This is a genomic window from Brachybacterium fresconis (assembly GCF_017876515.1).
Lineage (GTDB): Bacteria > Actinomycetota > Actinomycetes > Actinomycetales > Dermabacteraceae > Brachybacterium > Brachybacterium fresconis.
In genome coordinates this window covers 3,332,885-3,356,655 of record NZ_JAGIOC010000001.1, presented here as the reverse complement: position 1 = coordinate 3,356,655, position 23,771 = coordinate 3,332,885, and the positions used below count along the sequence as shown (strand labels likewise).

Annotated in this window: 20 protein-coding genes; 14 read left to right on the top strand and 6 right to left on the bottom strand. The window is 70.3% G+C overall.

Annotated features, from left to right (window positions below; translation table 11 throughout):
• Positions 1–182 precede the first annotated feature (182 nt).
• The 3 genes from JOF44_RS14945 (at position 183) to JOF44_RS14935 (ending at position 4,112) form a co-directional block, all read left to right on the top strand.
• The gene (locus JOF44_RS14945) at positions 183–1,880 is read left to right on the top strand and encodes a sodium:solute symporter family protein (protein WP_209893073.1); all 1,698 of its coding nucleotides are present in this window, start codon (positions 183–185) and stop codon (positions 1,878–1,880) included.
• Between the two features lie 10 nt (positions 1,881–1,890).
• Positions 1,891–2,226 (top strand): hypothetical protein, encoded by a 336-nt coding sequence (locus tag JOF44_RS14940; RefSeq protein WP_209893070.1) that lies wholly within the window; start codon positions 1,891–1,893, stop codon positions 2,224–2,226.
• 356 nt (positions 2,227–2,582) lie between these two features.
• Positions 2,583–4,112: a S10 family peptidase gene (locus JOF44_RS14935; RefSeq protein WP_342591804.1), complete on the top strand. Its 1,530-nt coding sequence runs from the start codon at positions 2,583–2,585 to the stop codon at positions 4,110–4,112.
• Positions 4,113–4,369: 257 nt separating this feature from the next.
• Here JOF44_RS14935 and JOF44_RS14930 read toward each other — a convergent pair whose 3' ends face one another.
• Complete coding sequence (locus tag JOF44_RS14930; RefSeq protein ID WP_209893067.1) at positions 4,370–5,776, bottom strand: dihydrolipoyl dehydrogenase family protein; 1,407 nt, start codon at positions 5,774–5,776, stop codon at positions 4,370–4,372.
• 145 nt (positions 5,777–5,921) lie between these two features.
• On the opposite strand from JOF44_RS14930, the gene JOF44_RS14925 reads away from it, so the two are divergent.
• The 10 genes from JOF44_RS14925 to JOF44_RS14880 all read left to right on the top strand — a co-directional run bounded on the left by JOF44_RS14925 (position 5,922) and on the right by JOF44_RS14880 (position 18,328).
• Positions 5,922–7,805, top strand: a complete 1,884-nt coding sequence (locus JOF44_RS14925; RefSeq protein ID WP_209893063.1) for a glycoside hydrolase family 15 protein — start codon at positions 5,922–5,924, stop codon at positions 7,803–7,805.
• Between the two features lie 235 nt (positions 7,806–8,040).
• A complete protein-coding gene (locus JOF44_RS14920) occupies positions 8,041–9,528 on the top strand; it encodes an NAD-dependent succinate-semialdehyde dehydrogenase (protein WP_209893060.1) in 1,488 nt (495 codons plus the stop codon).
• A gap of 224 nt (positions 9,529–9,752) precedes the next feature.
• Positions 9,753–10,691: a carbohydrate ABC transporter permease gene (locus JOF44_RS14915; protein WP_342591803.1), complete on the top strand. Its 939-nt coding sequence runs from the start codon at positions 9,753–9,755 to the stop codon at positions 10,689–10,691.
• A 15-nt stretch (positions 10,692–10,706) separates the two neighbouring features.
• Positions 10,707–11,651 carry a carbohydrate ABC transporter permease gene (locus tag JOF44_RS14910; protein WP_245348965.1) on the top strand — a complete coding sequence of 315 codons (945 nt, stop codon included), beginning with the start codon at positions 10,707–10,709 and terminating at the stop codon, positions 11,649–11,651.
• 121 nt (positions 11,652–11,772) lie between these two features.
• On the top strand, positions 11,773–13,077 hold the full coding sequence (locus JOF44_RS14905; protein WP_209893057.1) for an ABC transporter substrate-binding protein: 1,305 nt from the start codon (positions 11,773–11,775) through the stop codon (positions 13,075–13,077).
• Between the two features lie 38 nt (positions 13,078–13,115).
• Complete coding sequence (locus JOF44_RS21015) at positions 13,116–14,252, top strand: ABC transporter ATP-binding protein (RefSeq protein ID WP_209893054.1); 1,137 nt, start codon at positions 13,116–13,118, stop codon at positions 14,250–14,252.
• Positions 14,253–14,274: 22 nt separating this feature from the next.
• Positions 14,275–14,595, top strand: a complete 321-nt coding sequence (locus JOF44_RS14895) for a DUF3870 domain-containing protein (protein WP_209893051.1) — start codon at positions 14,275–14,277, stop codon at positions 14,593–14,595.
• 150 nt (positions 14,596–14,745) lie between these two features.
• Positions 14,746–15,897 (top strand): DUF819 family protein, encoded by a 1,152-nt coding sequence (locus tag JOF44_RS14890; RefSeq protein WP_209893048.1) that lies wholly within the window; start codon positions 14,746–14,748, stop codon positions 15,895–15,897.
• Positions 15,894–17,063 (top strand): dipeptide epimerase, encoded by a 1,170-nt coding sequence (locus tag JOF44_RS14885; protein ID WP_342591802.1) that lies wholly within the window; start codon positions 15,894–15,896, stop codon positions 17,061–17,063. The genes JOF44_RS14890 and JOF44_RS14885 overlap by 4 nt, the downstream gene beginning before the upstream one ends.
• Before the next feature lie 143 nt (positions 17,064–17,206).
• On the top strand, positions 17,207–18,328 hold the full coding sequence (locus tag JOF44_RS14880) for a C40 family peptidase (protein ID WP_209893045.1): 1,122 nt from the start codon (positions 17,207–17,209) through the stop codon (positions 18,326–18,328).
• Positions 18,329–18,598: 270 nt separating this feature from the next.
• Here the strand turns inward: JOF44_RS14880 and JOF44_RS14875 are convergent, their stop codons facing one another.
• From JOF44_RS14875 to JOF44_RS21195, 4 genes are all read right to left on the bottom strand, one after another.
• Positions 18,599–19,201, bottom strand: a complete 603-nt coding sequence (locus tag JOF44_RS14875; protein WP_209893041.1) for a C40 family peptidase — start codon at positions 19,199–19,201, stop codon at positions 18,599–18,601.
• 258 nt (positions 19,202–19,459) lie between these two features.
• The gene (locus tag JOF44_RS20815; RefSeq protein ID WP_245348964.1) at positions 19,460–20,485 is read right to left on the bottom strand and encodes a serine hydrolase; all 1,026 of its coding nucleotides are present in this window, start codon (positions 20,483–20,485) and stop codon (positions 19,460–19,462) included.
• A gap of 197 nt (positions 20,486–20,682) precedes the next feature.
• Complete coding sequence (locus tag JOF44_RS14865) at positions 20,683–21,660, bottom strand: NAD(P)-dependent alcohol dehydrogenase (protein ID WP_245348963.1); 978 nt, start codon at positions 21,658–21,660, stop codon at positions 20,683–20,685.
• 122 nt (positions 21,661–21,782) lie between these two features.
• Positions 21,783–22,163, bottom strand: coding sequence for a hypothetical protein (locus JOF44_RS21195; protein ID WP_342591801.1), 381 nt, complete (start codon positions 22,161–22,163; stop codon positions 21,783–21,785).
• A gap of 16 nt (positions 22,164–22,179) precedes the next feature.
• Here JOF44_RS21195 and JOF44_RS21190 point away from each other — a divergent pair, with 16 nt between their 5' ends.
• Positions 22,180–22,722 (top strand): TetR/AcrR family transcriptional regulator, encoded by a 543-nt coding sequence (locus tag JOF44_RS21190; protein WP_342591800.1) that lies wholly within the window; start codon positions 22,180–22,182, stop codon positions 22,720–22,722.
• A gap of 169 nt (positions 22,723–22,891) precedes the next feature.
• Here JOF44_RS21190 and JOF44_RS14855 read toward each other — a convergent pair whose 3' ends face one another.
• Positions 22,892–23,740: an aldo/keto reductase gene (locus JOF44_RS14855; RefSeq protein ID WP_209893035.1), complete on the bottom strand. Its 849-nt coding sequence runs from the start codon at positions 23,738–23,740 to the stop codon at positions 22,892–22,894.
• Between the last annotated feature and the right edge of the window lie 31 nt (positions 23,741–23,771).

Below are 23,771 nucleotides of genomic sequence, written 5' to 3'. Positions count from 1 at the left end.
CCCGCATACCATAGTCACGCCAGAATTGTCCTGCGATTGCCGTAGGTCGCCGTCGCGGGAGACCCCTTCCGGTGGTAGCGTATCCGCCCGGCGGTCAGGATCCGCCGCCCCGAGGCGCGCGCAACAGGGCGCCGCCCCTCGAGGCGCCCCCTTCCCCTTCCTCCTCCGGAAAGCTGGTCCCCATGGTCGACATCCGCCTGGATGCTCAGTGGATCGACTACGCGATCATCGCGTTGTACTTCGTGTTCGTGCTCGGCGTCGGCTGGTACGCCAAACGCGGGGTCTCCAACTCCATCGAGTTCTTCCTCTCCGGCCGCTCGCTGCCCGCCTGGGTCACCGGCCTCGCCTTCATCTCCGCCAACCTCGGCGCCGTCGAGATCATGGGCATGTCCGCCACCGGCGCCGAGCTCGGCATGCCGACGATGCACTACTTCTGGGTCGGCGCGATCCCCGCGATGCTGTTCCTCGGCGTCGTGATGATGCCGTTCTACTACGGCTCCAAGGTGCGGTCCGTCCCGGAGTTCATGCGCATGCGCTTCGGCACCGGGGCGCACCTGGTCAACGCGATCAGCTTCGCGATCGCCCAGCTGCTGATCGCCGGCGTGAACCTGTACCTGCTGGCCATGATCGTCCACCGCCTGCTGGGCTGGCCCCAGTGGGTCGGCCTCATCGTCGCCGCGGCGTTCGTGCTGTTCTACATCACCGTCGGCGGCCTCTCCGCCGCGATCTACAACGAGGTGCTGCAGTTCTTCGTGATCGTCGCGGCCCTGCTGCCGCTGACCCTCGTCGGCCTGCACCGCGTGGGCGGCTGGAGCGGCATGAAGGAGCGGGTCGCCGGTGACGGGATGCTCGGGTCCGAGCAGTTGCACTCCTGGCCCGGTACGGCACTGTCCGGCTTCGACAGCCCCGTGCTGTCCGTCGTCGGCATCGTGTTCGGTCTCGGCTTCGTGCTCTCCTTCGGGTACTGGACCACGAACTTCGTCGAGGTCCAGCGCGCGATGGCCAGCAAGTCGATCACCGCCGCCCGGATGACGCCGATCATCGGCGCCTTCCCGAAGATGTTCATCCCCTTCATCGTGATCATCCCCGGCATGATCGCCGCGGTGCTGGTGGGCCAGCTGACGGAGTTCAAGCAGCTCGACCACGCCGGCGACTCCGCCGGGGCCGCCGCCACCGGAGTCACCTACAACGACGCCCTGCTGCTGCTGATGCGCGAGGTGCTGCCCAACGGCCTGCTGGGCGTCGCGATCGCCGGCCTGCTGGCCGCGTTCATGGCCGGTATGGCCGCGAACATCTCCGCCTTCAACACCGTGATCAGCTACGACCTGTACCAGCAGTACGTGAAGAAGGACGCCCCCGATCACCACTACACGATGGTGGGGCGCATCGCGACGGCTGCGGCCTGCGTGATCGCGATCTTCACCGCGCTGATCGCCGGGCAGTTCTCCAACCTGATGGACTACCTCCAGACGCTGTTCGGCTTCTTCAACGCCCCGCTGTTCGCCACGTTCATCCTGGGCATGTTCTGGAAGCGGATGACCGCGGCCGCCGGCTGGTCCGGTCTGGTGGCGGGCACGCTCTCGGCCGTCGCGCTGTGGTCCTCCTCGACGTTCTTCGACGTGTTCACGCTGCCGGGCCAGGGGCTCGCCTTCATGAGCGCCGCGACCGCGTTCGTCGTCGATATCGTCGTCTCCGTGGTGGTCACGCAGTTCACCGCACCGAAGCCCGTCCTCGAGCTGAAGGGCCTGGTCTACTCCGAGACCCCGAAGGCCGACCTGGTCGATCCCGAGGAAGCGGACATGCCGTTCTGGCGTCGTCCCGTCCCGATGGCAGGCATCGCCCTGGTCCTCGTCGTCGCCCTGAACTTCCTCTTCGCCTAAGGAGCTCGTCATGACCCCCACCCCTCAGGAAGCCCCCGACGGCGCGAGCGCTGTGCCCGAGTCCGAGCACGTCGAGACCGCGGGCGCCTTCGACATCCGCAATTTCATCGGCACGCTGCTGGGCCTGTTCGGCCTGATCCTGGTCGCGATGGGCATCTTCGCCTTCGACGAGGGTGCCGCCGCCAAGACCGACGGCCTCAACGCCAACCTCTGGGCGGGCCTGGCCATGGTCATCGTGGCCATCGCCTTCATCGTCTGGACCAGGGTGGACCCGATCCGCATGGTCGTCCGCGACAACGAGGACGGCGCGGAGGAGCCCCACGACATCGCCCCGCTGGACGACTGAGCAGCAGGGTCTCCGGACCGGACGGACTTCCGGCCGTACTGACACGCCGACGACCGACCCCCGCTCTCTCACGGGAGGGACACGCCGGCGATCGGCCACCGAGTCCCCTGATGCGCACCATGCACGGTGCGGATCGGGGGAATCGGCGTTCCCGGACCGCGTGTCGTCGGGCCGAGCGCGTGATGTCAGGCCGGCACCTGGCCGTCGGAGCGCACACGTGTCGGCGGACGGCGCGCACACGTGTCGGCGGACGGCGCGCCCCCGGGCCGGGTGCGCCCCGCTCCACAGGCCCCGGCACCCCGTCACCCCACTCGCATAGCATCGACGTCGACGCCGGATCCGACGAAGGAGCACGAGTGAACGCTGAGCCCACCACCCCCTCCCCCGACACCTCGAGGAACGTCCCCGGCACCGACGCCGGCCCTGACGCCGGCAAGCGCGAGGACCACCTGGTCACCACACTGCACTCCCTGGCACTGCCGGACGGCGCAATGGACTACACGGCGACCACCGGAACCGTGGTGCTGAGGGAGGAGCCCGAGGGCGAGGAGTACGGGCGCGGAACCGCCTACGCCGAGCTGTTCTCCGTCTCCTACGTCGCCCAGGGCACCGGTGACCAGGAGCGCCCGGTCGTCTTCGCCTTCAACGGCGGGCCGGGCGCGTCGACGGTGTGGCTGCATCTGGGGCTGCTGGGCCCGCGCCGGGTGGACTCGGGCGACGCCGGTGCTCCCGCAGCCCCGCCGCACCACCTGCTCGACAACCACGAGACGATCCTGCGCCAGGCGGACCTGGTGGTCGTCGACGCGATGACCACGGGCTATTCGCGTCCCGTGCCCGGAGCGAAGAGCGACCGCCACCACGGGCTGGCCGCGGACCGCGACCTGATGGCCTCCTTCGTCATCGACTGGCTGACCCGCAACCAGCGCTGGACCTCGCCGCTGTTCCTGGCGGGCGAGTCCTACGGCACCACCCGCGCCTCCGCGGTCGCCGCGCGGCTGATGGACCGCTACTACGTGGCGGTCGCCGGCATCGCGCTGATCTCCCCGGTGCTGGACTTCGGCACCATCCGCTTCGCCGAGGGCAACGACCGCCCCTACATTCACTACCTGCCCACCTATGCGGCGATCGCGCATGCGCACGGCAAGCACGAGGGTCGGCTGCTGCAGGACGTGGTCGACGAGGCAGAGGCGTTCGCCGAGCAGGAGTACCCGGCACTGCTGGCCGCCGGGGCGCGCCTGGCACCGGAGCAGAAGCAGGAGGCCGCCGCGCGGATCGGCGCGCTGATCGGGGTGGACCCCGACTGGGTCCAGCGCGCGAACCTGCGCGTGGAGCACCTGGCGTTCCTCGCCGAACTGCTGCGCGACCAGGGCCTGCTGACCGGTCGCATCGACGGGCGTTTCACCGCCCCGGCGGGGGACGGCAACACCGCGCAGATGGAGACCGACGCGTCGATCGACCAGCTCGCCCCCTCCTACACCGCGACCATCAACCAATACCTGCGCCGCGAGCTCGACTTCACCAGCGACGTGGTCTACGAGATCATGTCCGGGCGCGTGCACCCGTGGAGCTACCAGGACTTCGAGAACCGCTCCGTCGAGGTCGCCTCAGACCTCGCGCGGCTGCTGCGCAAGTCCCCGCACACGAAGGTGCTGGTCTCCCACGGCTACCACGACGCAGCGACCCCGTTCCATGCCAGCGAGCACGTGCTGGCCCAGCTCGCGATCCCGCGTGAGGACTACACCGAGCGGATCCGCACCGAGTACTACGAGGCCGGGCACATGATGTACTGCCATGAGCCGAGCCGCCTGGCCCTGTCGCAGCACCTGGCCGAGTTCGTCACCGGCGAGGAGCCGTCCGCGGTGGAGGCACCGGCCGACGAGGCCTGATCCCGGCCGGCACTCGGCGACCCCGACCGGCAGCGCCTGGCGCGAAATGGCTCCGACCCGACCCCGCACCGCGTCGGCGCTGCGCCGCGCCGCGCCGACGCGCCGCTCCCCCGCCGGGATCTCACGCATGTGTGCGCTGAGGACCGATGCGAACGGATTCATCGGTCCTCAGCGCACACATGTCGACGGGCTCCGGCATCCGGGCAGCCCCGGCGTCCGGGGCCGGTGCCGCCGGGGTCGGCCGTGGTCCCGGCTCGTCAGGCCGTGACGGGCGCCAGCTTCCCGAGGGTCTCGTTGAGGGACTCCGCCGAGGAGGGGTGGATCCAGATTCCGTTCTTCAGCTGCGTGGCTGTCGTGCCGGTGCGCATCGCCAGCGCCACCAGGTTGATGACCTCCTGGGCGTCGACGTGCAGCAGCCGCGCCCCGAGGATCTGATCGGACCGCGCATCGACCACGAACATCACCAGGCCGCGGGGATCGCCGACGGTCTTCGGTCGCGGCATCGCCTTGATGGACGCGACCTTCTGGATCGCGACCAGCACCTCGTGCCCGGCGGCGAGCGCCTCGTCCCGGGTGAGGCCGACGGCCGCCAGCGGCGGGGACAGGAAGGTCGTGGTGGGCACGGCGACGCGGTCGGTGGTGGTGCGCTGCCCGTCCCCCTGCAGCTGGGAGAGCACGATGCGGAAGTCGTCCAAGGACAGATAGGTCTCCTGCTGCCCGCCGTGGACGTCCCCGATCGCGTACACGCCCGGGGCGCTGGTGCGCAGGTGCTCGTCGACCACGATCGCCCCGCGGGCATCGACGTCGATCCCCGCGGTCTCGAGCCCGAGGTCCTCGGTGGCGGGCCGGCGACCGGTCGCCAGCAGCACCGCCTCGGCCTCGAGGCGCAGCTCGTCGCCGTCGCGGCGCACCACGACGGTGGCGGCGTCGGGCCCGTCCTCGATCCGCTCGGCCGAGGCCGAGTGCAGGATCCGCACGTCGGCGTCCTCCAGCACGTCGGTCACCCCGGCGGCGACCTCCTCGTCCTCACCGGGCAGGAGGCGTTCGCGCCGGTTCACCACGGTCACGTCGGCCCCGTAGCCGGCGAACATCGAGGCGAACTCCAGGCCGACGGGCCCCGCGCCGATCACCACCAGGCGGCCCGGCAACGGGTCGACATGCTGCAGCGAGGTGGAATCGTGCACCCGCGGCGCGTCGATCCCGGCCAGATCGGGACGGACCGGGGTGGCGCCGGTGTTCACGATCACCACGGGCGCGGTCACCATGAGCACGTCCTCGCCGCCGGTGACCTCCACGGTGCGCTCGGCGGTGAAGCGCGCACGGCCATCGATCAGGGTGACGGCGTCGAGGTCGGCGAGCATGTGGTGGTTGACCTCGCGCATCGTGGACACCACGGTGTCGCGGCGAGAGACGGCACGGGCCCAGAACTGCTGGGCGTCGTCGTCCTCGCGGCGCTGCTCGGCGTCGTGGACGAGGGTCTTGGTCGGCACGCAGCCGATGTTGATGCAGGTGCCGCCGTGCATCTGGTCGAACTGCTCGACCATGGCCACCCGGGTGCCGGCGGCGCCGAGGGTGGCGGCGAGCGTCTTGCCGCCCTTGCCCCACCCGACCACCAGGACGTCGACGGACAGCTCGGAGGTCGCGGAAGTGGTCTGTGCAGTCATGCCTGCCACCGTAGTCCCGGGGCAGGGCCGGCCGATCTGACGCAGTGGCCGTCCGTGCGCGGCAGGAACCGTCGACCTGCCGCACGAGGAGGGCGGATCCCGTCGTTGCCTCCCGCGGACCGGCCGTGCGTGATGAACTGGGGCCATGACCAGTCCGCTCATCGAAGACCATGCCCTGCTGTCCGACCAGCGCGCCACAGCGCTCGTGACCAGACAGGGGGACATCGATTGGCTGTGCCTGCCGCGCTTCGACTCCGATGCCCTGTTCTGCTCCCTGCTCGGGGACGACGAGAACGGGCACTGGTCGCTGCGGATCGCGGACGGGAAGGTGGTCTCGCGCCGCTACCTGCCCACCACGATGGTGCTGGAGACCGAGTGGCGCTCCCCCACCGGCACCGCGGTCGTCACCGAGCTGATGCCGATCGCCGACGGGGACGCCGCCGCCGCGACCGGCTCCGGAGACGCGGCCACCGGGGCGGCCCCGGGGACCCTGGTGGGCAGCGCCTCCTCCCTGGCCGGGGACGTCGAGGACCATTCGGATCTGATGCGTTCGGTGACCTGCACCGAGGGCGAGGTCGAGGTGGTCCAGGAGCTGAAGATCCGCTTCGAGTACGGGATGGCCGTGCCGTGGGTGCGGCGCGGGGAGGATGCCGCGGGCGACCCCGTGCTGATCGCCGTCGCCGGCGGCGACGGGCTGGCCCTGCACGGTCCCGAGCTCGCCCCGAACGGCCGCTCCCACGAGGGGCGCCACCATCTCGCGGCCGACGAGACCGCCAGCTGGGTGCTGACCTGGTTCCCCTCCTGGCAGGACGTGCCCGCGGCTCCCGACGTCGACTCGGCGCTGGAGCGCACCGTCACCGAATGGGCCTCCTGGCTGGGACAGGTGCGGGTCGACCAGGAGTACGCCGAACCGGTCGCCCGCTCCCTGCTGGTGCTGCGCGCGCTGACCCATCGCCGCACCGGCGGCATCATCGCCGCCGCGACCACCAGCCTCCCGGAGGACTTCGGCGGGGTGCGCAACTGGGACTACCGCTTCTGCTGGCTGCGCGATGCCGCCCTGTCCCTGGAGGCGCTCCTCGCCCACGGGCACATCGACGCGGCCGACTCCTGGCGCCGCTGGCTGCTGCGCGCCATCGCCGGGGACCCCGAGCGACTGCAGATCATGTACTCGATCACCGGCGACCGGAACCTGCTGGAGCGGGAGCTGGATCACCTCTCGGGCTACGAGGGCTCGCTGCCGGTGCGGATCGGCAACGGGGCCGCCGACCAGTACCAGGCCGACGTCGTGGGCGAGGTGATGATCGCGCTCGCGTCCATGCGCGAGGCCGGGCTCGAGGAGACCATCTGGTCCTGGCCGCTGCAGAAGGCGCTGGTGCGCTACACCATGGATCGGATCGACGAGCCGGACCAGGGCATCTGGGAGATGCGCGGCGATCCCGCCTACTTCACGCACGGACGGGTGATGGTCTGGGCGACCTTCGACCGGGCGATCAGCGGCGTCGAGGACCACGACCTGCCCGCCTCCGCCGAGGACCTCTCCCTCTGGAAGCGCCTGCGGGACCAGGTGCGCGAGGAGGTCATGACCCGCGGCGTCGGCGAGGACGGTGCGTTCTCCCAGACCTACGGCAGCACCGAGGTCGATGCCTTCCTGCTGCAGATCCCCCACACCGGCTTCCTCCCGGCCGACGACCCGCACATGCTCACCACCGTCGCGCGGATCGAGCAGGAGCTGAGCACCCAGGACGGCCTGATCCTGCGCTACCGCACCCAGGGCCAGGACGGGCTGCCGGGCGATGAGCACCCGTTCCTGGTGTGCTGCTTCTGGCTGGTCGAGCAGTACGCGGCCTCCGGGCGGATCGAGGACGCCGAACGGCTCATGGACCAGCTGCTGGACTGCGCGAGCGACCTGGGCCTGCTGGCCGAGGAGTTCGACAGCGGCGCCGGGCGGATGGCCGGGAACTTCCCGCAGGCCTTCAGCCACCTGGGCCTGATCCGCGCCGTCGACTCCCTGGCCGCCGCGAAGAGCTGAGGCGGGGCCGCCGCGACGGCCCGGTGCCGAGCAGCCGACGCCCGGCGACCGGCTGGGGCGGCGCCCGCCCCGTCGGACCTGGGGCGGCGCCCGCCCCGCCGGACCTGGGGCGGGACCCGTCACGTTGGTCCCGCGGCAGGACCCGGCCCGGCGGACCGAGCGGTCGCGGTCCCCTCGTCGGATCCGGCCCCCAGGTGCAGACTGGGAGGGAACCCCGTCACCGCAGGAGGATCCCATGGCCGGCCCGTCCACTCTCCCCGAGATCACCGATCAGCACATCTCCGACCTGCTGGAGCGCGTGCCGCGCAGCTCCTTCGTCGACGGCGCCTTCCTGGGTGGGAACCCGTCGCTCCCGGTGTTCGATCCCGCCACCGGCGCCGCGCTGACCACGGTGGTCGACGCCGACGCCACCACCGTCGGCCCCCGGGCGCTGGACGCCGCCGTCGCCGCGCAGGATGACTGGGCGGCGACCCTCCCCCGGGAGCGCTCTGACGTCCTGCGCCGCGCCTACGAGCTGTGCCACGAGCGGGCGGACGACCTGGCCCTGGCCATGACCCTCGAGATGGGAAAGCCGCTGAAGGAGGCCTATGGCGAGGTCACCTACGGCGCGGAGTTCCTGCGCTGGTTCAGCGAGGAGGCGGTCCGCCTGCCCGGACGCTTCCGCCACGCCCCGTCGGCCGACGCCGCGGTCCTCACCGTGCCCCACCCCGTCGGCCCGACCCTGCTGATCACGCCGTGGAACTTCCCGCTGTCGATGGGGACCCGCAAGATCGGCCCGGCCCTGGCGGCCGGCTGCACCGTGGTGCTCAAGCCCGCACAGAAGACCCCGCTGACCTCGCTGATCCTGATGGAGATCCTGGCCGAGGCAGGTGTGCCCGCCGGCGTGGTCAACGCCGTGGTCACCTCCGATTCGAAGGGCCTGAGCTCCACGCTGATGGCCGATGCGCGGCTGCGGAAGGTGTCCTTCACCGGCTCCACCCCGGTGGGCAGGACCCTGCTGTCCCAGGCCTCCGAGCACGTGCTGAAATCCTCGATGGAGCTGGGCGGCAACGCCCCCTTCCTGGTGCTGCCCTCGGCGGACGTCGAGGTCGCCGTGACCGCGGCGATGCTCGGGAAGTACCGCAACAACGGCGAGGCCTGCACCGCCGCGAACCGCTTCTACGTCCACTCCTCCGTCGCCGAGGACTTCACCCGGCGCCTGGTGGAGGAGACCGAGAAGCTGGTGGTCGGCCCCGGCATCGAAGCGGGCACCACCCTCGGACCGCTGATCGACGAGGCCGGGCTCGCCAAGGTCGAGGATCTCGTCGCCGACGCGGTCGAGCGCGGCGCGAAGGTCCTCACCGGCGGGAAGCGCCTGGACCGGGCGGGCTTCTTCTATGCCCCCACCGTGCTGGCCGACGTGCCGCGCGAGGCCCGCGTGAACCGCGAGGAGATCTTCGGACCGGTCGCGCCGATCATTGTGCTCGATGACGTCGACGAGATGGTCGCCGCCGCCAACGACACCGAGTTCGGGCTGATGGCCTACGCGATGGGCGAGAACCTCACCGAGACCGCGGACGTCGCCGGCCGGATCGAGTCCGGGATGGTCGCGGTGAACGTGGGCGTCGCCTCGGACCCGTCGGCCCCCTTCGGCGGCGTCAAGGAATCGGGACTGGGGCGTGAGGGCTCCCACGAGGGGCTCGCCGAGTTCCTCGAGACCACCTACGTGCGCCTGCCGCTGTGAACCGGAGGCGGGCGGCCGACGCATCTCGAGCCGTCTGCCTCGGTGAGCCCCGCGGCAGGAGGCCGACGGGCCTCGGGCCGACTGCCGCTGTGAGCGCGACGGCAAGCCGCTGACCGGGGGCGACGGAGCACCGCACGGCCCACGGATCCCCGAAGGTCACGGATTCACAGCGATGTCACCGGATCGCCGTCGGGAGCCGGTTCGGCGGGGCTACTGTGACCGATGTGACCTCTCCCACGATCCCCGGTCTTGAGAAGTCGGTCTCCGACGAGGAGCCGATCCAGCGCTCCCGCTCGCTCAACTGGCGCCAGATCGGACTCGCGGCGGCCCTGATCCTGCCGAACATGGCGCTGCTGGCCGTGTTCACCTACCGCCCGCTGATCGACAACTTCCGCATCTCCTTCTACAACTGGAACATCTCCTCGCCGGACATGCGGTTCATCGGCTTCGGGAACTACATCGAGTGGTTCACCGACGACACCAGCTGGCAGATCGCCCGCAACACCCTGATCTTCACGGTCGTCGCGGTCATCGGATCGATGGCGATCGGCCTCGCGCTGGCCATGCTGCTGGACCAGCACCTGCGCGGACGCGGCATGGTCCGCACCATCGTGTTCGCGCCGTACGTCATCTCCGGTGCCGCGATCGGCGTCGCCTTCCAGTTCGTCTTCGATCCCGGCTATGGGCTGATCCAGGCGGTGCTGGACTGGGTCGGCGTCAGCACCCCGCACTTCTACCAGCACTCCGGCTGGGCGTTGTTCATGATCACGACCACCTACGTGTGGAAGAACCTCGGCTACACCTTCGTCATCTACCTGGCGGCGCTCCAGGGTCGCCGCGCCGATCTGGACGAGGCGGCGGAGATCGACGGCACCGGGCCCTGGCGGAAGTTCTGGCGGGTCACGCTGCCGCAGCTGAAGGGCACCACGTTCTTCCTGTCGGTGACGGTGCTGCTGAACTCGTTCACCGTCTTCGACATCATCCAGGTGATGACCCAGGGCGGCCCGTTCGGAACCGGCACCTCCACGCTCATCTACCAGATCTACCAGGAGACCTTCGTCAACAACCGCGCCGGCTACGGCGCCGCGGTCGCCACGATCATGTTCCTGCTGGTGCTGATCGTGACGTTGGTGCAGGTCAAGCTGCAGGACAAGCAGGACTAGACGGGAGATGACGCCATGACCATGTCCGACGACGCCAAGGCCGTCCTCCCGCCCGTGCCCGGGACGGGCCCCGAGGACATGCCCGAGCTCACCACCGCCCAGAAGAAGCGCGCCGCCTCGCGCCGCATCGCCTTCCAGGGCGGCAGCTCGGGCAGGATCATCGGCTACGCGGGGATGGCGGTGGCCGTGCTGCTGTTCTTCGTGCCGCTGTACTTCATCGTCATCACCTCGCTGAAGACCCACGGCGACATCTACACGGATCCCATCAGCTGGTGGCCCGACCCCTTCGTGCCCGAGAACTACTCCTACGTGCTCAACGAGGTGCGCTTCGACCGCTACCTGCGCAACTCGATCATCATCACCTCGATCCTCACGGTCGTCGAGGTGAGCCTCGGGGTGATGTGCGCCTACGGCTTCTCGTTCCTGCGCTTCCCCGGACGGAACCTGCTGTTCCTGCTGGTGATCGCCTCGCTCATGGTGCCCAACCAGATCACCGTGATCTCGAACTACGCCCTGGTGGCCAGCTGGGGCTGGCGCAACACCTTCCAGGGCATCATCGTGCCCCTGGCCGCGGTCGCCTTCGGCACCTTCCTGATGCGCAACCACTTCCTGTCCCTGCCCAAGGAGGTCATGGAGGCGGCCGAGCTCGACGGCACCGGATTCTTCCGCAGCCTGTTCCGCGTGGTGCTGCCGATGTCCTGGCCCACCCTGATCGCCTTCACGCTGATCACCGTGGTCAACGAGTGGAACCAGTACCTGTGGCCGTTCCTGATGTCCGACACCGACAAGGTGGCCCCGCTGCCGATCGGCCTGACCCAGCTCCAGGACAACGAGGGCCTGACCAACTGGGGTCCGGTCATGGCCGGCACCGTCCTGACCACCGTTCCGATGCTCCTCGTCTTCCTGATCCTGCAGAAGCAGATGATCAAGGGCCTGACCGCCGGGGCCGTCAAGGGCTGAGCCGCCCACCCCGGATCCCCACTCCCTCCTCCTCGAGCCTCAGCATCCTGTCCCCCACGTCCCGGCCGGCACCCGCCGACCGCGCAACGATCCAGCAGCACCTCACGAAACGGAGATTGACATGGCTCTCACGCGACGCTCCCTCCTCGGCATGGCCGGAGCCGGTTCGGCGGCGCTGGCACTCGGTGCCTGCGCCGGCGGCTCCACCTCGGCCGGTGGCGGCGGGGGCGAAGAAGGCGACGGCACCCTCCAGTTCTGGTCCAACCACCCCGGCAGCTCGAAGGACATCGAGCAGGCCATCATCGACGCCTGGAACGAGGAGAACCCCGACACCCCGGCGAAGCTCATCGACGGCGGCGCCAGCTATGAGGAGCTGGGCCAGAAGTTCAACGCGGCGCTGGCCGGCGGCGGCCTGCCGGACCTGATCGTGGCCTCGGACGTCACCTGGTTCAACTTCGCCTTCACCGGCGCGACCACGGCGCTGGACGACCTGTGGGAGGAGGCCGGCGTCGACTCCGACGACCTCGTCGACACCCTGCGCGAGGACTACGCCTACGACGGCAAGCACTACGGGATGCCGTTCTCCCGCTCCACGACGCTGATGTACTTCAACACCGAGGTGATGAAGAGCGCCGGGCTGCCCACCGATCGCGGCCCGGAGACCTGGGACGAGTTCGCACAATGGGCGCCGAAGATCATGGACGCCAATGACGGCAAGCCCGCCGTCGTCGTCCCCGACGGGTCGGACTACCTCGACTGGTACTTCCAGGGCATGATCTGGACCTTCGACGGGGCGTACTCCGAGGAGTGGACCCCGACCTTCACCGAACAGGGGTCGATCGATGCGGCCACCTTCCTGCAGGAGCAGGTCGCAGCCGGTCACATCAAGATCGAGAAGGACGCCACGAACTCCTTCGCCATCAACAACGCCTCCGGGCTGCTGCAGTCCACCGGGTCGCTCGGCGGGCTGAACGATTCGGCGGAGTTCGATTTCCACACCACCTACCTGCCCGGCCCCACGCCGGGCGCCTGCACCGGCGGCGCCGGGGTGGCGATCCCCGATGGGATCAGCGACGAGCGCAAGGTGACGGCCATGAAGTTCGCCGACTTCCTGACCAGCACCAAGAACACCATCACGTTCAGCCAGGCCACCGGGTACATGCCGGTGCGCAAGTCCGCGATGGAGGACGAGGAGGAGAAGACGTACCTCGAGGAGAACCCCAACGCGATGACCGCGATCCGACAGCTGAGCGAGAACACGGCGCCGCAGGACTACGCCCGCGTGTTCGTCAGCGGCGGCGGCCAGCGCATCGGGGCCGGCCTGGACCGGATCGCGATCGCCGGAGAGGACGTGAGCGCGGTGATGGAGGACCTGCAGAAGGAGACGCAGGAGGTCATCGACCGGGACATCACCCCCAACCTGTGACGGACCGTCCGACCCCCTGAAGGAGCACGAGGAACACCATGGCCACCGTCGAGTACCAGCAGGCCTCCCGCATCTACGACCCCTCCCGCGCCCCGGCCGTCAACCGGGTCTCGCTCACCGTCGCCGACGGGGAGTTCCTGGTGCTGGTGGGGCCCTCGGGCAGCGGGAAGTCCACGGCGATGCGGATGCTGGCCGGGCTCGAGCCGATCGACGAGGGGTCCGTCCTGATCGACGACGTCGACGTCTCCGAGCTGCGTGCCCGCGACCGCGACGTGGCCATGGTGTTCCAGTCCTACGCCCTCTACCCGAACATGTCGGCGCGCCAGAACATGGCCTTCGCCCTGCAGAACGCGAAGATGCCGAAGAAGGAGATCGATGAGCAGGTGCAGCGGGCCGCCGCGATGCTCGAGCTCGAGTCGCTGCTGGACAAGAAGCCCTCGCAGATGTCCGGCGGTCAGCGCCAGCGGGTCGCGATGGGCCGCTCGATCGTGCGCAACCCCAAGGTGTTCTGCATGGACGAGCCGCTGTCGAACCTCGATGCGAAGCTGCGGGTCTCCACCCGCGCCCAGATCGGAGAGCTGCAGCGCGAGCTCGGCGTGACCACGGTCTACGTCACCCACGACCAGACCGAGGCGATGACCATGGGCGACCGGGTCGCGGTGCTGCGAGAAGGGGTGCTGCAGCAGGTCGACGAACCCACCCACCTGTACGAGCATCCCGGCAACACCTTCGTCGCCGGCTTCATCGGCTCCCCGGCGATGACCCTCATCGACGGGGCCACCGTCACCTCCGACGGGAGCGCCCGGCTCGGGCCCCGGCACGCCCTGGACCTGGAACTGCCCCGGGATGACGTCGCCAAGACCGACGACCGGGTGATCGTCGGCGTCCGCCCCGAGAGCTGGGAGATCGTGGGCACCGGCTCCGCGGCCGCCGGGTCCGACACCGTCCCGCTGCAGGTGCGCCTCGTCGAACGGCTCGGTGGGGAGGCCTTCCTCCACTGCCGCACGCTGGAGACCGACGCGATGACCGCCGCCGTGCGCGGCGGACAGCTGGTGATGCGTCTGGACCAGGGGTTCAAGGACCTCGAGGCGGACATGACGATCCACGTGCGCCCGACGCCCGGCTCATGCGTCTTCTTCCACCCCGACAGCGAGATCAACCTCGAGTACCTCTGAGGCCGTCGCATAGGCTCAGCGCATGGCACGCACCATCTACCTCACCGGCGAGTCCAAGGCGCCCAGCAACAATCCGATCACGGAGCAGTGGGGGCTGTTCTTCATCGGCCTCATCGTCGATACTGAGACCCACGTCATCGAGAAGGTGGACTGCACCGCCACCCTGACCCTCACCGTCGAGTTCGTCCGCGAGCTGCTGGTGGGCCGTTCCCTCCTCGAGGATGATTCCCTGGTGGAGTCGATCACCGACAGGTACCACGGGTCCTCGCAGAGGGCGCTCGCCACGGCAGTGCGCAACGCCGCTGCGAAGTACCGCGACTTGTCGGCCGGCCCCGCCGCATAACTCCATACCCGCACCGTCTGCCCGGAACCTCACCGAACCGGATCCCGTCGGAAGCGCCGCAGCACGCCTCGACCGAGGCGCCGCTGGTGGGTGCTTCCGATTTTTTTGTGCCCGGCGGCGCGTCCATCCCCTCCTCGAGGAGCTCTTCCCGTGATCACCAACGGCCTGCTCATGCTCGGCGTCCTGCTGGGACTGTCGTGCGTGCTGATCGTGCTCGAACGCACGACCGGCTGGAAACTGTTCAAGTTCGTGCCCGGCATGGTGCTGATGTACCTGGCGTGCGCTGCCCTCAACTCCTTCGGCGTGTTCGGTCAGGACGACGCCACCCGCGCGCCGGTCGCCGCCGTCAAGGACGTCCTCCTGCCGGCGATGATCCTGCTGTTCCTGTTCGGCTGCGACATCCGCAAGATCATCCGCCTCGGCCCCAAGCTGCTGCTGACCTATGCCGTCTCGGCCGCCTCGCTGTTCATCGGCATGATCGTGGTGGTCACGATCTTCCAGGCCGCGCTGCACGATGAGTCCTGGAAGGTGTTCGGCGCCCTGCTGGCTTCCTGGACCGGCGGCAGCGCCAACATGGTCGCCGTGCAGGACATCCTGCAGGCCCCGGAGTCGATCTTCGGCTACGCCCTGATCACCGACACGATCATGTACTCGGTGTGGCTGATGGCGATGTTCGCCGCGGTCGCCTCCTCGCCCCGCTTCAACCGGTGGACCAAGGCGGACACCTCCCACCTCGATGCCCATGTCGGCGCCTTCGACGAGGAGGAGCGGCCGATCACGGTCGCCTCGCTCGCGATCGTCGTGTTCGGGTCGCTGTTCGCCTCGACGGCGGCCGCCTGGCTGGGCGGGCTGCTGCCCGAATGGGGCACCGTCGTCAACGCCACCACCTGGACGATCCTCATCGTCTCCCTGCTGGGGCTGATCATCGCCGTCACGCCGCTGGGGAAGACCGCGGGCTCCAGCGAGGTCGCCACGCTGATGCTGTTCGTGGTGATCGGGCAGATCGCCTCGGGCTCGGACTTCTCCGCGCTCACCCAGGCCCCGCTGTATCTGCTGATCGGCGTGCTGGTCCTGCTGGTCCACATCGCCATCATGCTCGTCTACGCGAAGCTCGCGAAGGTGGAGCTGTTCTCGCTGGCCGTCGCCTCCACCGCGAACATCGGCGGTGTCGCCTCGGCGCCCGTGGTCGCGGCCGCCTACAACCGCCAGCTGGTGCCCGTCGGGGTGCTGATGGCGCTGATCGGCTCCTTCGCCGGCACCTTCCTCGGGCTCGCCGCCGCGCAGATCATGTCGGTCCTGTGAGCGGGGACGACACCGTGGCGGAGACCTTCGTCCTCCGGGAGACGGCCGCGGAACCGATGACCGTGGTGGCGGTGCGCGCGCACCGCCACCGGGCGCCGCTGCTGCGGCCGTTCGTCACCGCCGCCCGGCGCACCGAGGCGGTGGAGTACGTCGTCGCCGAGGTGGAGCTGACCGGCGGCGTCCTCGGCCAGGGCAGCGCGGCGGAGACGGTCGCGGTCACGGGGGAATCGGCCGAGACGATCACGGCCGCGCTGACCGGTCCGCTGCGCCGGGCTCTCGAGGGGACCGGCGGAACGATCCTCGAGCTCTCGGCGCGGATCGCCGGGGCGCTCGAGGGCGCCACCAGCGCGAAGGCCGCGCTCGAGGTCGCCGTGCACGACGCCTGGGCTCGGCGTCTCGACGCTCCTCTGGTGGAGCTGCTGGGCGGTCGGATCGGCGACGGGCTGATGAACGACATGACCATCTCGCTGGAGGATCCGGAGGTGATGGCGACCCGCGCCCGCGAGGCCGTCGTCGGCGGTGAGCAGGTCCTGAAGATCAAGCTCGGCCGCGACATCGACGAGGACCGCCGACGTCTGGCCGCCGTGGTCGAGGCCGCTCCCGGGGCTCGGCTGCGACTGGATGCCAACCAGGGCTGGGAGCCGGAGCAGGCGATCGACATCATCACGGGCTTCGTCGCCGACGGTCTGCCGCTGGACCTGGTCGAGCAGCCGGTCGCCGCGGCGAACATCGAGGGCCTGGCCCGGGTCTCCGCCGCGGTGGAGGTTCCGATCATGGCCGACGAGTCCGTCTGGGACGCCGCCGATGCCCGGCGCCTGGTCGAGGCCGACGCGGTGGATCTGCTGAACATCAAGCTCGCCAAGACCGGCGGGCTGCGCGGGGCCCTGGCCATCGCGGACGTGGCCCGGGAGGCGGGGGTGGAGTGCATGGTCGGCGCCATGATGGAGCCGCGCATCTCGATCACCGCCGCAGCACATCTGGCGATCGCCCATCCCGCGATCACGATGATCGACCTGGATCCGCCGGCCTGGTTCGCCTCCGACGTCCCCGCCGGCGGGTACGTGCAGGACAGCGGCTGGCTCCGCCTGACCGGCGGGCCGGGCCTCGGACTCGATCGCCTCGGGGCCGACGTCGACCCGTCCGACCCGATCGGAGATGATCGATGACGCCTTCCGCGCCCGTCGGCCGGACCCGGCCGACGCGTCCGCACTCGAACGGATCCGAGCTCGATCGCCGCCGTGCAGATCAACGCCTCGCACTCCGGCTCACCACTGCCCCGCTCCGGCGGGAACCCGTCGAAGGAGACATCATGTCCACGCACTCCCCCACCCCCCGCCTGACCCGCCGCGACGGGCTGCGCCTCGCCGCCACCGGCACCGCCGGCCTCGCCGTCGCGGGCCTGGCCTCCCTCGCCCCGGCGAGCGCCGTCGGCCCCGCCGACCTGCCCGCCGAGCGTCCCGGGCCCCGGCCCGAGCCGGGCGTCGGCCTCACGCCGGGCGGCGTCGCCCACGTCGCCGTCACCGCCACCACCTTGTGGGTGGACCCGCGCACGAACCGTCCCGGGATCGATGACCCCTCGCTGACCAACCCCGTCGACCTCGACGCCTGGAACGCGAACATGGAAGATACCGAGACCCGGCGCTGGCTGACCGGTGAGCTCGAGTCGCAGGCCGTGCTGGGCAGCGAGGTGATCGTCGACGAGATCGACGGCGACTGGGCGCACATCGTCGTCACCGCGCAGGGCACCCCGCGCGATCCGCGCGGCTACCCCGGCTGGGTGCCGACCATCCACCTGGTGGTCGACGACGGCTTCGCCGACCACGCCGCCTCCGCCCCGACCGCGACGGTCACCGCGCTGACCAGCACGCTGAGCGGCACACCGTCGGGCAACCATCCCGGGGTCGACGTCTCCTTCGACACGATCCTGCCGGTGCTCGGCCGCACCGGGCACGCCGTGCGGGTGGCCGTCCCCGGAGGCGGTCGCGCCCACCTCCCGGCCGACGACGTGGTGGTGCGCGAGGACGGTGAGCAGCCACCGCTGCCCACGGTCGAGGACATCGTCGCCACCGGCGAGCGGTTCCTGGGCCTGCGGTACCTGTGGGCCGGGGTGAGCGCCTACGGCTTCGACTGCTCCGGGTACACCTACACGCTGTTCCACCACCACGGCATCGCCATCGACCGCGATGCCGGCGACCAGATGAACCACTCGGGCTTGGAGCCGGTGGAACGGGTGGACATCCAGCGCGGTGACCTGGTGTTCTTCGCGACCGAGCCGGGCGGGGACTCCATCCGCCACGTCGCGCTCTACCTCGGCGACGACCAGATCATGCAGGCCCCGAACGCGGCCCGCAGCGTCGAGATCATGTCGCTGACCGAGTACGACCCGACGGGCGAGTACGCCGGGGCGCGACGGGTGCGGTTGGCCCGCTGAGCGGACCCGGCGGCAGCCGGCCCGTCGAGTGAGCGGACCCGGCGGCAGCCGGTTCTTCGACCACCGGCGATCCCATCCATCACCCCGGAGGAATGCCCTTCACGCTGCGAAGGGCCTCTCCACCCTGCCGACCCGTTCCAGGAGCCGGCGGGCGGAGAGGCCCTTGTCGCGTCGATCGGGACTCCTCTGGTCTCCCGGTCTTCAGTCGACCGGTCGCCCGACCTTCAGTCCACGGGTCGCCCGACCTTCAGTCCACGGGTCGCCCGACCTTCAGTCGACGATGTTGTCGTAGCGGAAGGGGTGGTAGGCGGGCAGATCATCGTACGGATACGTGGCGGTGCGGGAGGTGGTGCCACCGGCGCCGTAGGCCTGCTCGAGCACGTTGTACCCGCCGTCGACCCAGCCGTTGAACAGCACCACGTGGCCCACTCCGCTGGACGAGTCGGCGTTCTTCTGCAGGATGAAGTCGCCCGGGAGCAGCTCATCCTTGCTGATGGAGTGGGAGATGCCGTAGCCGCCGTCGGGGTGCAGCGTCTCGGTGGTCAGCCCCGTGGGGTTGTCGTCGAAGCGGACGGCGAGCGCCATCGAGACGAAGCCCGAGCAGTCCATCCGCCACAAGATGTCGGGATCGTCCTCAGGGCCCACGTCGAAGCTCTCCATGCTGTAGGGCCGGGGATCGTCGACCCAGACGTGTGCGCGCTCGATGACCTCGTCGCGGGAGATCTCCTGGTTGAAGCCGGGCACCGGGGCCGCGGAGGCCGACGCGGTGAACACGGTGGGAACGGCTGCGCCGGTCACGGCCGCGGCCCCGGCGACGCCGAGCCCGCGGAAGAAGGTCCGACGGGAGTGGGGAACGAGTGCTTGATCGGTCACGGTCAGACACCTCCGTGTCGAGTGCACGTCCCGCCCCGGTGCCCGGCCTCCGGTCGGCCGGGCGGCGATGCCGTGCGTGATCTCGATCCCACTGTGATCACGGAAAGGTCACGACGGGCAACCCCTCCCTCGTCGTGCACACACCCTTGTCACCCACTGTTCATGCGTGGACCAGCTGGTCAGCCGTTGACCAGCGCATCCGTCCGCTGCTCGACGGGCCCACCTCCGACGACGGGCCCGTCGTCCTGCCGCTGAGGCTCACGCAGCCACATCAGCCACCAGTGCCCGCACCCGTCGAGCGATCTCCTCGTCCGCCGCCTCCGGATCGAGGCCCGAGGTCATCACGGCCAGGTAGCGCACGTCCGCCGCGTCCGGGTCGCCGAGGAAGGCGACGTCGTGCCGATAGCCGTCGACCCAGCCCGACTTCGAGCCCCAGGGGACGCCCTCGCGCAGGGCACGGGCGATCACCGGGATCTGCTGGGCGCGCAGCGCGGTGCGGGCGAGGTCGACGGAGCGTGCCGAGAGCCCGGCTTCCGGCGCGAGATCAGAGTGCGTCGAGGGGCCGGAATGCGGCGCGAGGCCCCCGTGCGGAATCGGCGCACCCGAGGTGTTCGCGTTCGAGGTCGGTGCGTTCGAAGTCGGTGCGCTCGAGGCCTGCGCGCTCGAAGCCTGTGCACTCGAGGCCTGCGCGCTCGAGGTCGGTGCGCTCGAGGCCTGCGCGCTCGAAGCCTGCGCGCTCGAGGTCGGTGCGCTCGGCGGGCAGCTCGTCCGCACGAGAGCGCGCATCGTGCGCGCGAGGTCGGCGGCACTGGTCTCGTTGGTCGCTCCGGCCGCGAGAGCGCTCGCGTCCCCGATCATCCGCTCCACCCTCGTCGAGGTGAGGCCCAGCTCCGTGATCGCCTCGCCCACCGCGTCCAGGCCGATCAGCTCGATCAGGTGGTCGGTGGCCTCGTTGCTGGAACGGTCGATCATGCGCGTGAGCAGCTCCCGGATGCTGACCGGGTCCCCGTCGGCCGGATGGGTGGAGTCGAGGTGGTCGCCGCCGAGGGTGAACAGAGCGCCGTCGGCGCCGGTGAAGGTGTCAGTGGCCGGGACCCTCTCGTCGAGGTCGAGGACACCGGTGTCGGCGGCCTGCAGCGCGGCCAGCAGCACGTGGAGCTTGATGGTGCTGGCGGCGTAGTACGGGCGGTCCGCGCCGTCGGCGGCCAGCACCTTCCCCTCCGCGTCGAGCAGGCAGGCGGAGACGGCGACGTGGTCGGGCGCGGCAGCGGTGGGGATCGGCATGCTCCGACCCTACGGCGTGGCCAGCGGCCCGATGCGAAGGGGCACCAGCCAGACGCGATTGCGCGCTGTGCTTCCGTCCTTGGAAGCACAGCGCGCAATGGCGTGCGTCAGGCCACGGACCGGGCGTCGAGGAGGACGAGCCTCCTGGTCTCCGTTCTCTCACCTCGCCGGCGGCCGGGTCGCGAAGAGGCTGCCACTCACCCGATGTCCACCACGTGCTTGCCGCGCACCCCGCCGGCCGCCAGGGCGCGATGGGCGACAGCGATGTCCTCCAGGGGATGGACCGTATCGACCACCGGGCGCACGTCCCCGCTGTCGACGAGGCGGGTCAGCTCCGCGAACAGGTCACTGCGCGGATCACCGCGGAAGAACCGCACGCGGCGTGCGCCGTGGCGGGCCGATGTCGCGAGGTAGGCGATGCTCGGGGCGAGGCGAGCGAAGTCGAGGCTGACGGCGACCATCCGCCCGCCCGGGGCGAGCAGGCGCCGGTAGCGGCGGTGCTCGGTCCCGGCGGTGTCGAGGACGACGTCGAAACGTCCCAGCTCCTCGGGCGCCGTGGTGCGGTAGTCGAGGGCCTCGTCGGCTCCGAGGGAGCGTACGAAGTCGAGGGTCTTCGCACCAGCGAGCCCGGTGACGTGCGCGCCGTACAGGTGTCCGATCTGCACGGCGAGGCTGCCGACCCCGCCGCTCGCGCCCCGCACCAGGAGCCGCTCCCCCGGCTTGAGGCCGGCATGGTCACGCAGCGCGGTGATCGCCGTCGTGCCGCCGGCGACCAGGGATACGGACTCGACGGCGCTGGGGCCGCTCGGTGCCTTCGCGATCTTGTCGGGGCGCACGAGGGCGTACTGCGCCGTCGCCCCTGACTCGATCTCCTCGACGGTCCCCCATACCCGGTCCCCCACCGTCACCGTGGTGACGTCGGCGCCGAGGGCGACGACCTCTCCGACGAGGTCGAGGCCGAGCTTCCTCGGGAATCTCCGACCCGTGAGCAGGCGCAGCGTCCCGGCACGGACGGCGAGTTCGCCACCGTTGATGCTCGAGGCGCGGACCCGCACGAGCACCTCCCCGGCGGAGGGCTCCGGCACCGGGACCTCAGCGACGTAGAGCACCTCCGGCCCTCCGTAGCTGTCGTACATCGCGGCCCGCATGGTCTGCATGGTCTGCATGGTCTGCATGGGTGTCCTCGTCTTTCGTGAGCAGCTCTCGTGACGGCACCTGGCGCACCGAACCATCACCACAACCCCGGAAGTGAACACACTCTTCCACTTCCACCTAGAGTGGAAGTCATGCAGGAGGATCACTCGCAGATCGCCGACGGCGCGGGGGCCGACGGGAACACCCCGAGCAGCCGGCCCGGGAGCCGCCCCACCGAGAGCAGCCGGCCCGGGAGCCGCCCCACCGAGAGCAGCCGGTCCGGGAGCCGCCCCACCGAGAGCAGCCGGTCCGGGAGCCGCCCCACCGAGAGCAGCCGGTCCGGGAGCCGCCCCACCGAGAGCAGCCCCACCGAGAGCAGCCCCACCGAGAGCAGCCGGTCCGGGAGCCGCCCCACCGAGGTCAGCGGTTCCGGGAGCAGCGGGGCGGGACCCTCCAGGAGTGCCGGGACCGGCTCGACCCGGCTGCGCTCCGATGCCCGTGAGAATCGGGATCTCCTGATCACCGCTGCCCGAGAGCTGTTCACGATCCGCGGCATCGACGTGCCGCTCGGCGCGATCGCCCGACGGGCCGGGTTGAGCCCGGCGACGCTGTACCGTCGCTTCCCCACCCGCCACGAGCTCGTCGCGGCTGTCTTCGCCGAACAGCTCGCCGAGTGCGATGCGGTCCTCGCCCGAGCCGTGGCCGACGAGGATCCCTGGCGGGGGCTGGTGCGACTGCTGACCACCGTGACCGAGATGCAGGCCCGCAGCCGGGGTTTCAGCGCCGCGTTCCTGGCCCGCTACCCGGGTGCAGTGGACGTGGAGGTGACGAGCATCCGCGCCGAAGAGGGACTGGCCGACCTGGTGCAGCGGGCGAAGGATGCCGGCACCCTGCGGCCGGACTTCGACCACAGCGACGTCTATCTGTTGCTGCTCGCCGTGGATCCCCTCGCAGCGCAGCCGGCATCGACCGCGGTGGCCGCAGCGCGACGCCTGGTGGCCTATGTGCTCCAGGCCGCGCGCGCCGGGCACACCGCTCCGCTGCCCCCGCCGGCCCCGCTCGAGCTGTCGGTGCTGCACGAGACCGGGACGCGGATCCGGTGACCACTCATGCTCCGGCGAGAGCGGCCACGCGCTGCCCTCACCTGAACGCCATTGCGCGCTGTGCTTCCCGTGGTGGAAGCACAGCGCGCAATGGCGTGTGTCGTAGGGCCTCGTCGGGCCTCGTCGGGCCTCGTCGGGCCTCGTCGGGCCTCGTGGGGCCCGACGGGGCTCAGGCGCCCTGGTGAGCGACCATGTCGTCCGGGTTGCCGCCGCGGCGGCCTTCGGCACCCTTGTGCAGGGCGGTGATCTGCGCGACCTCGTCATCGGTGAGCTCGACCTCGAGAGAGGCGAGGTTGGAGACGATGCGCTTCGGGGTCACGGACTTCGGGATCACCACGTTGCCCAGCGCCAGGTTCCAGGCGATGACGACCTGGGCGATGTCGACACCGTGGGCCTCGGCGATCTTCTGGATGACCGGATCCTCGAGCTCGCCGCCACCCTGGCCCAGCGGGGACCAGGACTCGGTGACGATGTTCTTCGAGGCGTGGAACTCGCGCAGCTCGGGCTGGTTGAAGTAGGGGTGCAGCTCGATCTGGTTGAGCACGGGCAGCACACCGGTCTCGGCCTCGAGCTTCTCGAGGTCCTCGATGCGGAAGTTCGAGACGCCGATGGACCGGATGCGGCCCTGCTCCTGCAGCTCGATGAGGGTCTTCCAGGTCTCCACGGCGAGGCCCTTGGAGGGTGCCGGCCAGTGGATCAGGTAGAGGTCGAGCTGCTCGAGGCCGAGGTCGGCCATGGTGCCGTCGAAGGAGGCGAGCGTCTTGTCGCGGCCCTGGTCCTGGTTGGGGACCTTGGAGGTCACGAACACGTCGTCACGGGTCAGACCTGCGGTCTTCAGCGCGGTGCCGACGCCGGCCTCGTTGTTGTAGCCACGGGCGGTGTCGACGTGGCGGTAGCCGGCCTCGAGGGCCTGGACGACCACGTCGGCGGCGACCTCGTTCTCGACCTGCCACACGCCGTAGCCGAGCTGCGGGATGGAACGACCGTCGTGGAAGGTGATGGACGGAGAGGCGGGCATGATGCTCCTCGGGATCGGGGGGCGGCGGGAC

Coding starts and splice junctions, on each gene's coding strand:
- JOF44_RS21015 (WP_209893054.1), top strand. CDS start 13,116: ATGGCCACCGTCGAGTACCAGCAGGCCTCCCGCATCTACGACCCCTCC.
- JOF44_RS14895 (WP_209893051.1), top strand. CDS start 14,275: ATGGCACGCACCATCTACCTCACCGGCGAGTCCAAGGCGCCCAGCAAC.
- JOF44_RS14925 (WP_209893063.1), top strand. CDS start 5,922: ATGACCAGTCCGCTCATCGAAGACCATGCCCTGCTGTCCGACCAGCGC.
- JOF44_RS14940 (WP_209893070.1), top strand. CDS start 1,891: ATGACCCCCACCCCTCAGGAAGCCCCCGACGGCGCGAGCGCTGTGCCC.
- JOF44_RS14865 (WP_245348963.1), bottom strand. CDS start 21,660: ATGCAGACCATGCAGACCATGCAGACCATGCGGGCCGCGATGTACGAC.
- JOF44_RS14920 (WP_209893060.1), top strand. CDS start 8,041: ATGGCCGGCCCGTCCACTCTCCCCGAGATCACCGATCAGCACATCTCC.
- JOF44_RS14905 (WP_209893057.1), top strand. CDS start 11,773: ATGGCTCTCACGCGACGCTCCCTCCTCGGCATGGCCGGAGCCGGTTCG.
- JOF44_RS14880 (WP_209893045.1), top strand. CDS start 17,207: ATGTCCACGCACTCCCCCACCCCCCGCCTGACCCGCCGCGACGGGCTG.
- JOF44_RS14910 (WP_245348965.1), top strand. CDS start 10,707: ATGACCATGTCCGACGACGCCAAGGCCGTCCTCCCGCCCGTGCCCGGG.
- JOF44_RS14855 (WP_209893035.1), bottom strand. CDS start 23,740: ATGCCCGCCTCTCCGTCCATCACCTTCCACGACGGTCGTTCCATCCCG.
- JOF44_RS14945 (WP_209893073.1), top strand. CDS start 183: ATGGTCGACATCCGCCTGGATGCTCAGTGGATCGACTACGCGATCATC.
- JOF44_RS14930 (WP_209893067.1), bottom strand. CDS start 5,776: ATGACTGCACAGACCACTTCCGCGACCTCCGAGCTGTCCGTCGACGTC.
- JOF44_RS20815 (WP_245348964.1), bottom strand. CDS start 20,485: ATGCCGATCCCCACCGCTGCCGCGCCCGACCACGTCGCCGTCTCCGCC.